Origin of the sequence: Fructilactobacillus fructivorans (genome assembly GCF_000814735.1) — a bacterium.
Classification (GTDB): Bacteria; Bacillota; Bacilli; order Lactobacillales; family Lactobacillaceae; genus Fructilactobacillus; species Fructilactobacillus fructivorans.
This window is the reverse complement of record NZ_JOJZ01000006.1, coordinates 1-6,202: the sequence shown is the minus strand read 5'-3', so window position 1 is coordinate 6,202 and position 6,202 is coordinate 1. Positions and strand designations below refer to the sequence as shown.

The following is a 6,202-nucleotide window of genomic DNA, read 5'->3' as shown; positions in this document are numbered from 1 at the left end:
TATCTCCGATTCAATATCGGAAACAAACCGCCTAGAAAAATTATATAATGTGTCCAACTTTATGGGTTCACATCAAGATGTCCTTTTTAATAAAATATAAAATGATAAATTATTCCACAAACAATATTTACAAACGATAGCGCACAAGCAAATATCACTAAATCGTAGATAAAGTTAACGTGCTTGAAAAAGTGTCGTTTTAGATTTTTAAATTCGTTATTCGTGTTACTCATATAACTAAAGTGTTTTAACTTATGAATGGTTAAATATAGAATGAAAGAAATAAACAATGTTGAACCTATCATTAATATAGGAAAGTAACCAGTATTCCCTAATAAAAGATCCCAACGATCGTTTAAAGTTATTTTCCACAGATTATTTTTATCGAAGGTATTTACTGTAATGTTATTAATAAAGAAGTACGTAATTAATATTAATATATACGAAATTGAAGAGGAACTTTTGTAATTTTTATTTTCTTTTTCTAAATGTTTTCTGGAACGTTCATATGCGACACATAAATATATTATAGGTATAATTAAACAAAAATATATTATATTAGAAAATATGTAATAGATGATTGGTAAAGTAAATTGCAAAATAGTTCCTCCAATAAGTGTGATCATTAATGTTTTTCTATTAAACTGAATAGTGTGCCTTAATTATGTTAGCACTAGTATGCTTGGAGTAACAAATAGTATCAGTCATTGGAAGTTATTTAATATGTAAAAAAGGGTCAACATCAAAATGCTAACCCTTTTATTATGGTTAAGTTAATAAAGAGGCCTTCTATTAAGGTAGATCCATTTGTTTAATCTTTTTAAATTACGAATAGTGTTATTATTTTACTTTATAGTTTCCATTACCATAAACCAAGTATAAACCAAGTGTTCCTGTTCCACCTTGATTCATTAATTCTTTAGATTGTACTTTTATTTCGTAGATGCTATCTTTTTCGTCAGATTCGTCAGGCATGAATTCGTAGATATTATCGTTATTGTTTAGACCATTTTTCAGAACATTAATGGCCTGCTCAGGATTGTTAACTACATTATTCTGAGCTGAATTGGATTGACTTGGTTGATTATTTTCTTGATCAGAATTATTAGATGGTTGTGTAGATTGAGCATCATTAGTAGTAGAGGATGAGTTGTCATTGGCACTAGAGGTAGTAGATGAGCTCATGTTACTTTGACTATCTGTTGTAGATGATGACTGTGGTGAACTTTCAACACCTTCCTTATTATCTTTAACGCTACTCATTTTTTTATCTTTTTGCTTTTTGAGTTTTCTTTCCTCTTGTCGTATATTACCATTTGATTCTTGATGATTTGTACGATGTGAACTTGAATATGCGACAAATCCAACCACAATTACTAATACGATAATAATGACGAATATGATTGTCTTCTTGTGTTTCATTAAAATTCTCCTTAACTAAATTAATGGTGTTAAATGTAGTAAAGTTTCAATGTTTACACAAATTGATAGTTAAAGAATTCATCGTATGTTCATTTTCAAATATTCCCAAAACAAAAGGCCCAACCCATGAATTCCACAGGTTGAGCCTCTTTTTATACCAAAATAATTAGGATAATAATGAAACAAATTGCCAACACCGATAATGCCAAAAAACGTTTTGATGTCAATTTATGGGTCTTATGATAAGTCCATCCCATGCAACCCAAAATCACGATCAACCCGAATGCTGCCATTATAATTAACTTGATTAATACCGCTGTGTCGCCCAATTTGGCCACTTCCTAGTTATTATTTTAATTCGATTTGGTAAGCAAAACGTTCCGTTCCGTGATTCCGTTTACCGTTTGCATAAATGGTACCACGTTTAGTGAATCCATTTGAGAGAATGACGTGTTGCATTCCCTTATTATCGGGATGAGTGTCAATTCTGACATCCTTAAAACCACGTAGTGACGAGATGGTAAATAGACCACTAATGAATTTTGATGCCAGTCCTTGGCCACGGTAATCGTTTGAAACCGCAATGCGATGAATGGCAGAGTAGTGACCTTGGTCACCATTTGCCCATTCTCCACCTTCGAGGTGTAAGTAGTCGGGGTCGATTCCTAAGTGAAGGGTCGCAGTTCCAGCAACCTGACCGTCAACGTCTAAGACATATGAGATGCCAAACTTAACGTCACGGGCGAGATCATCCTCACTGGGATAGTCGCTTTGCCATTGGTCGATGCCTTGCTCGCCTAAGAACTTCTTGGCGTTCTTGATGATGGTGTAGATATCGTCAAGGTCGGCTTCGGTGGCTTTTCTTACGTAAATAGTAGACATATTAACACTTCCTTACTTTTATTATTAGACGATAAGTAATTATAGTGAAGCGGGGATGGTTTTTCAACCACTAAATTAATTATGGTGGGAGCTTTTTTTCTGGTAAAATGCATTGAAGAGTAATTTAGGAAAGTTGGAGAAAACTTGGAAAAGAAATTAAGTGTCAGACAAATCGGCTACGTTGGGATCATGTTATTTGGGATTTTCTTCGGAGCTGGTAACCTGATTTTCCCTGTGAACATGGGACAGATGGCTGGTGGCAACGTTTGGTGGGCTACCTTAGGCTTTATTTTAACGGGAGTTGGCCTACCAATTTTAGGAATCATTGCGTTAGGGGTCACTGACAGTTCTGGTGCGTTTGAAATTTCGTCAAACGTGGGCAAATCGTTTGCGTACGTTTTTACCATTTTAATTTCCTTTATCATGGGACCACTTTTGGCAATTCCACGGTTGGCGGCCACGTCGTTTCAGATTGGGATCTCACCGTTTCTTAGTTCCAGATACCAGCAAATGGGTTTAATTGGTTTTATTCTGGTTTTCTTCGTTGTCATTTTCTTATTGTCATATAATCGGGGACGCTTACTTGAGTACATCGGAAAGTTTTTGACCCCACTATTTTTAGTCTTGTTAGCGATTATTGTGGTCATGTCGATCGTGAAACCGATGGGATCACCTCATTTTTACCATCCCATGGGTGAGTACGCTCATTCTCCGCTGTTGTCTGGATTCGTTGAGGGTTACAACACGCTTGACGGGGCTGGATCGATTGCTTTCGGAATTGTGGTAGTGGAAACCGTACGTGATTTGGGAGTTAAGAGTCCAAAACAATTAGCCATAAGTATTGGAAAGGCCGGCTTGATTGGTGGCTTGATGATGGCGGTGGTCTATGTCCTGCTAAGTTACATGGGAGCCACCAGTTTGGGACAATTTCGTCCGTCGGCTAACGGTGGGATTGCGTTGGTTCAGATTGCGACCCATTACTTTGGGGGTTACGGGAACATTTTATTGTCTCTCATTGTGATTGTGGCCTGCTTGAAGACGGCAATTGCGATGAGTAGTGCCTTTGCGGATACCATGTCAGACATTTTTCCCAAGTTTAAATATTTACCCGTCTTGATTTTTGCAGTGGTGATGTCAGCCCTGTTGGCAACCATGGGCCTGACTGAGATGATTCGCTTTGTGATGCCAGTGCTGATGATCGTTTATCCATTTTCAATCTGTCTAATTTTGATTTCGTTAATTAAACCGTTACTGAGGCGACCACGAATCGTTTACCAAATGACCACCTGGTGGATCGCCATTCCGGCTATTTTGAGTGGAATTACTACGATTCCTGAACTAGCTCATGCACCAGTTTTCTCGTGGTTGTTTAAGCTCAATCATATTTTGCCCATGGCTCAGTACGGCATGGGATGGGTGCTATTCGCGCTGATTGGGTTTGCGATTGGTCTCATTTTGTCAGTTAAGCAGGCTCCGCAATCATTTAAATAAGTCAAAATAAATATCCCTCATGGTTAGAAATTACTCTAACTCCGAGGGATATTTTAATTTTCTTCCTTATAATAGGTGAACGGTCATTGCCATTCCCATGCCACCACCGACACATAAAGTGGCAAGACCATCGGCTTTACCAGTTCGTTTTAGGTTATTAATCAGGGTGATTAAGATACGAGAACCGGAATCACCAAGGGGATGGCCCATTGAGACCGCTCCTCCCGTGATGTTCATTCTATCGTCAGGGATGTGCAGGTCACGAGCAACTGCGAGACTCTGAGATGCAAAGGCCTCATTTAATTCAAATAGATCAAAGTCACTAATGCTTTGCCCGGTTTGCTTCAGCAGTTTATTGACGGCGTAATAGGGGGCGTACCCCATGATTTCTGGATCACACCCAGCTTCGGCGTATGCACCAAGTTCAGTAATTGGGGTGAGTCCCAGTTCATTAGCCTTACTTTGTTTCATGATTAAAATGGCTGACGCACCATCGTTTAAGCTAGCCGCATTGCCCGCGGTGACCGTCCCGTTTTCTTTAAACGATGGTTTGAGCTTTTTGAGTTGTTCCATGGATGTATCAAAACGAACCCCTTCATCCTTATCAACGATGGTATTTCCACGCTTTTTTTGGATTTCAATTGGGATCATTTCTTCATTAAAGTAACCATTTTGTTGAGCAGCACTTGCTTTTTGATGGGATTGAAGCGCAAAAGCGTCCTGCTCCGTTCTGGAGATGTGGAATCGATCGGCGACGTTTTCAGCGGTGATTCCCATTGGCTTGCCAGTGCGAGCGTCGTTTAGACCATCCTTTTGAATGCTGTCTTCTAGGGTAACGGGTCCAAACTTGTGACCCTTTCTTTCGTTGGCATTTAGATAGGGAGCGTTTGACATGCTTTCGGTTCCACCAACGAGGATGACGTCAGCGTCTCCCATTTGAATGGCTGATTGGCCAAGACGAACGGCCTTCATTCCTGATCCACAGACTTGGTTAATGGTAGAAGCAGTGGCGGTGTTTGGGATACCAGCGTTTAATTCAATTTGTCTGGCAACGTTTTGTCCCCCGCCAGCCTGAATTACATTTCCAAAGATGACTTGGTCAATTTGTTTGGGGTTAATTCCGGAGGCTTTGATGGTGGCCTTAGCAGCAATGGTTCCTAGGTCAACTGAAGTGAGGCTCGCAAGCGTCCCGTTGATTTTTCCAATGGGTGTTCGCTTGGCACTTACAATTACAATTTTGTCATTCATAAATTCGATGCTCCTTTGACTTAATACGGTGACAATTATACATGTTTTTGCTTAACTTTTTTTAAAGTGGAAAGTTAATGCTAATTTTCGAGTTTCTACTATAGTAAAATGAATTGAGGAGATGAGAAGAAAATGAATAAGGATGAAGAGGTACAACAAGTAGGAGAAATGATTGATCGATGGTTGGATGCCATTGATTCACAGTCAGAGATTGCTGGTAAGTCCCAAAGTGAAGTTGATGAGATTGATACCATTATTGATAGCTTTGTGGAGATTGCAATCGTAGGATTAAACAAGCAACCAGCAAGTTGGGATGTTGATTTGTTGGCTGACGTGATGTTCAGTCGTTTTACGCTTTTATTAGACGGCGACGAAAAAACGGATTCATTGTTTCAGCTCATTCCGTTTGCGTTGACGCATTTATTTTCCTATTTAGATCATGAAGGGATCATTAAGAACGGTTCTCAATTGAATCAGTGGGTAAAGGATAATTCCAAGGCACTTCGTTCAATGTACGATTCTAATTTTGATGCTTTTTATAGTAGGTTGGTAAAGGCGATGAAGGATGCTGATGTTGATCTAGAAGATAAAAGTGCGGTTGATGCGTTCACCAAGAAGTATCTTAGTCAGCATCCTCAGGATGGAATTGACTTGTATTCGAAGAAAAAGTAAGCTTTATTTCCTAACTTAAAGGGAATCTCAAAAAAGTTTGACCTTTTTTGACCAAAAGTGTTGACAAATGATTTGGGCGCATGTATAGTAGTAAATGCTCGGTGAGGGAGACAAGTTGATTTGTTAATAATTGATTAGTCACTGATTATGAACTAAATTAATTATTTTAGTCATTTCTCTTGCATCTTCTTAATGAGCGTTGTATAATAGTATTTGTCGTCTGGGTTATCCAGATGAGATGAGTGATCAAATAAATTTAAATTAATTGAGTTTATCTGTTGACATTCATTAATCAATGTAGTATAGTTATATATGTTGCATTGGTGATAACCAAACGGCAACAAACAAGAGTAGATCTTTGAAAACTGAACAAGATTTTGATTACAAGTGTAAGGTAGTTTTAAGTGTACGAGCTTAAAATTAAACATTTGCGAAGTCAATTCGCTTTTTAATTCTTTTGAAAAAGAATAACAACAAATAATAATGA

General features: G+C 38.3%; 5 protein-coding genes. 2 read left to right on the top strand and 3 right to left on the bottom strand.

Annotated features, from left to right (window positions below):
- Positions 1 to 840: 840 nt before the first annotated feature.
- Both LfDm3_RS00085 and LfDm3_RS00080 read right to left on the bottom strand, forming a co-directional pair.
- Complete coding sequence (locus LfDm3_RS00085; protein ID WP_039142804.1) at positions 841 to 1,422, bottom strand: hypothetical protein; 582 nt, start codon at positions 1,420 to 1,422, stop codon at positions 841 to 843.
- 348 nt (positions 1,423 to 1,770) lie between these two features.
- The gene (locus LfDm3_RS00080) at positions 1,771 to 2,304 is read right to left on the bottom strand and encodes a GNAT family N-acetyltransferase (RefSeq protein WP_010022056.1); all 534 of its coding nucleotides are present in this window, start codon (positions 2,302 to 2,304) and stop codon (positions 1,771 to 1,773) included.
- 144 nt (positions 2,305 to 2,448) lie between these two features.
- On the opposite strand from LfDm3_RS00080, the gene brnQ reads away from it, so the two are divergent.
- Positions 2,449 to 3,795: a branched-chain amino acid transport system II carrier protein gene (gene brnQ / locus LfDm3_RS00075; protein ID WP_039142799.1), complete on the top strand. Its 1,347-nt coding sequence runs from the start codon at positions 2,449 to 2,451 to the stop codon at positions 3,793 to 3,795.
- 66 nt (positions 3,796 to 3,861) lie between these two features.
- On the opposite strand, the gene LfDm3_RS00070 is transcribed toward brnQ, so the two are convergent.
- Positions 3,862 to 5,043 (bottom strand): thiolase family protein, encoded by a 1,182-nt coding sequence (locus tag LfDm3_RS00070; protein WP_039142797.1) that lies wholly within the window; start codon positions 5,041 to 5,043, stop codon positions 3,862 to 3,864.
- Positions 5,044 to 5,175: 132 nt separating this feature from the next.
- On the opposite strand from LfDm3_RS00070, the gene LfDm3_RS00065 reads away from it, so the two are divergent.
- On the top strand, positions 5,176 to 5,715 hold the full coding sequence (locus LfDm3_RS00065) for a hypothetical protein (protein ID WP_039142795.1): 540 nt from the start codon (positions 5,176 to 5,178) through the stop codon (positions 5,713 to 5,715).
- Positions 5,716 to 6,202 lie beyond the last annotated feature (487 nt).

Bases quoted from the DNA above. Each gene is read 5' to 3' on its own strand.
- LfDm3_RS00085 (WP_039142804.1), bottom strand. From the start codon at position 1,422: ATGAAACACAAGAAGACAATCATATTCGTCATTATTATCGTATTAGTA.
- LfDm3_RS00080 (WP_010022056.1), bottom strand. From the start codon at position 2,304: ATGTCTACTATTTACGTAAGAAAAGCCACCGAAGCCGACCTTGACGAT.
- LfDm3_RS00070 (WP_039142797.1), bottom strand. From the start codon at position 5,043: ATGAATGACAAAATTGTAATTGTAAGTGCCAAGCGAACACCCATTGGA.
- LfDm3_RS00065 (WP_039142795.1), top strand. From the start codon at position 5,176: ATGAATAAGGATGAAGAGGTACAACAAGTAGGAGAAATGATTGATCGA.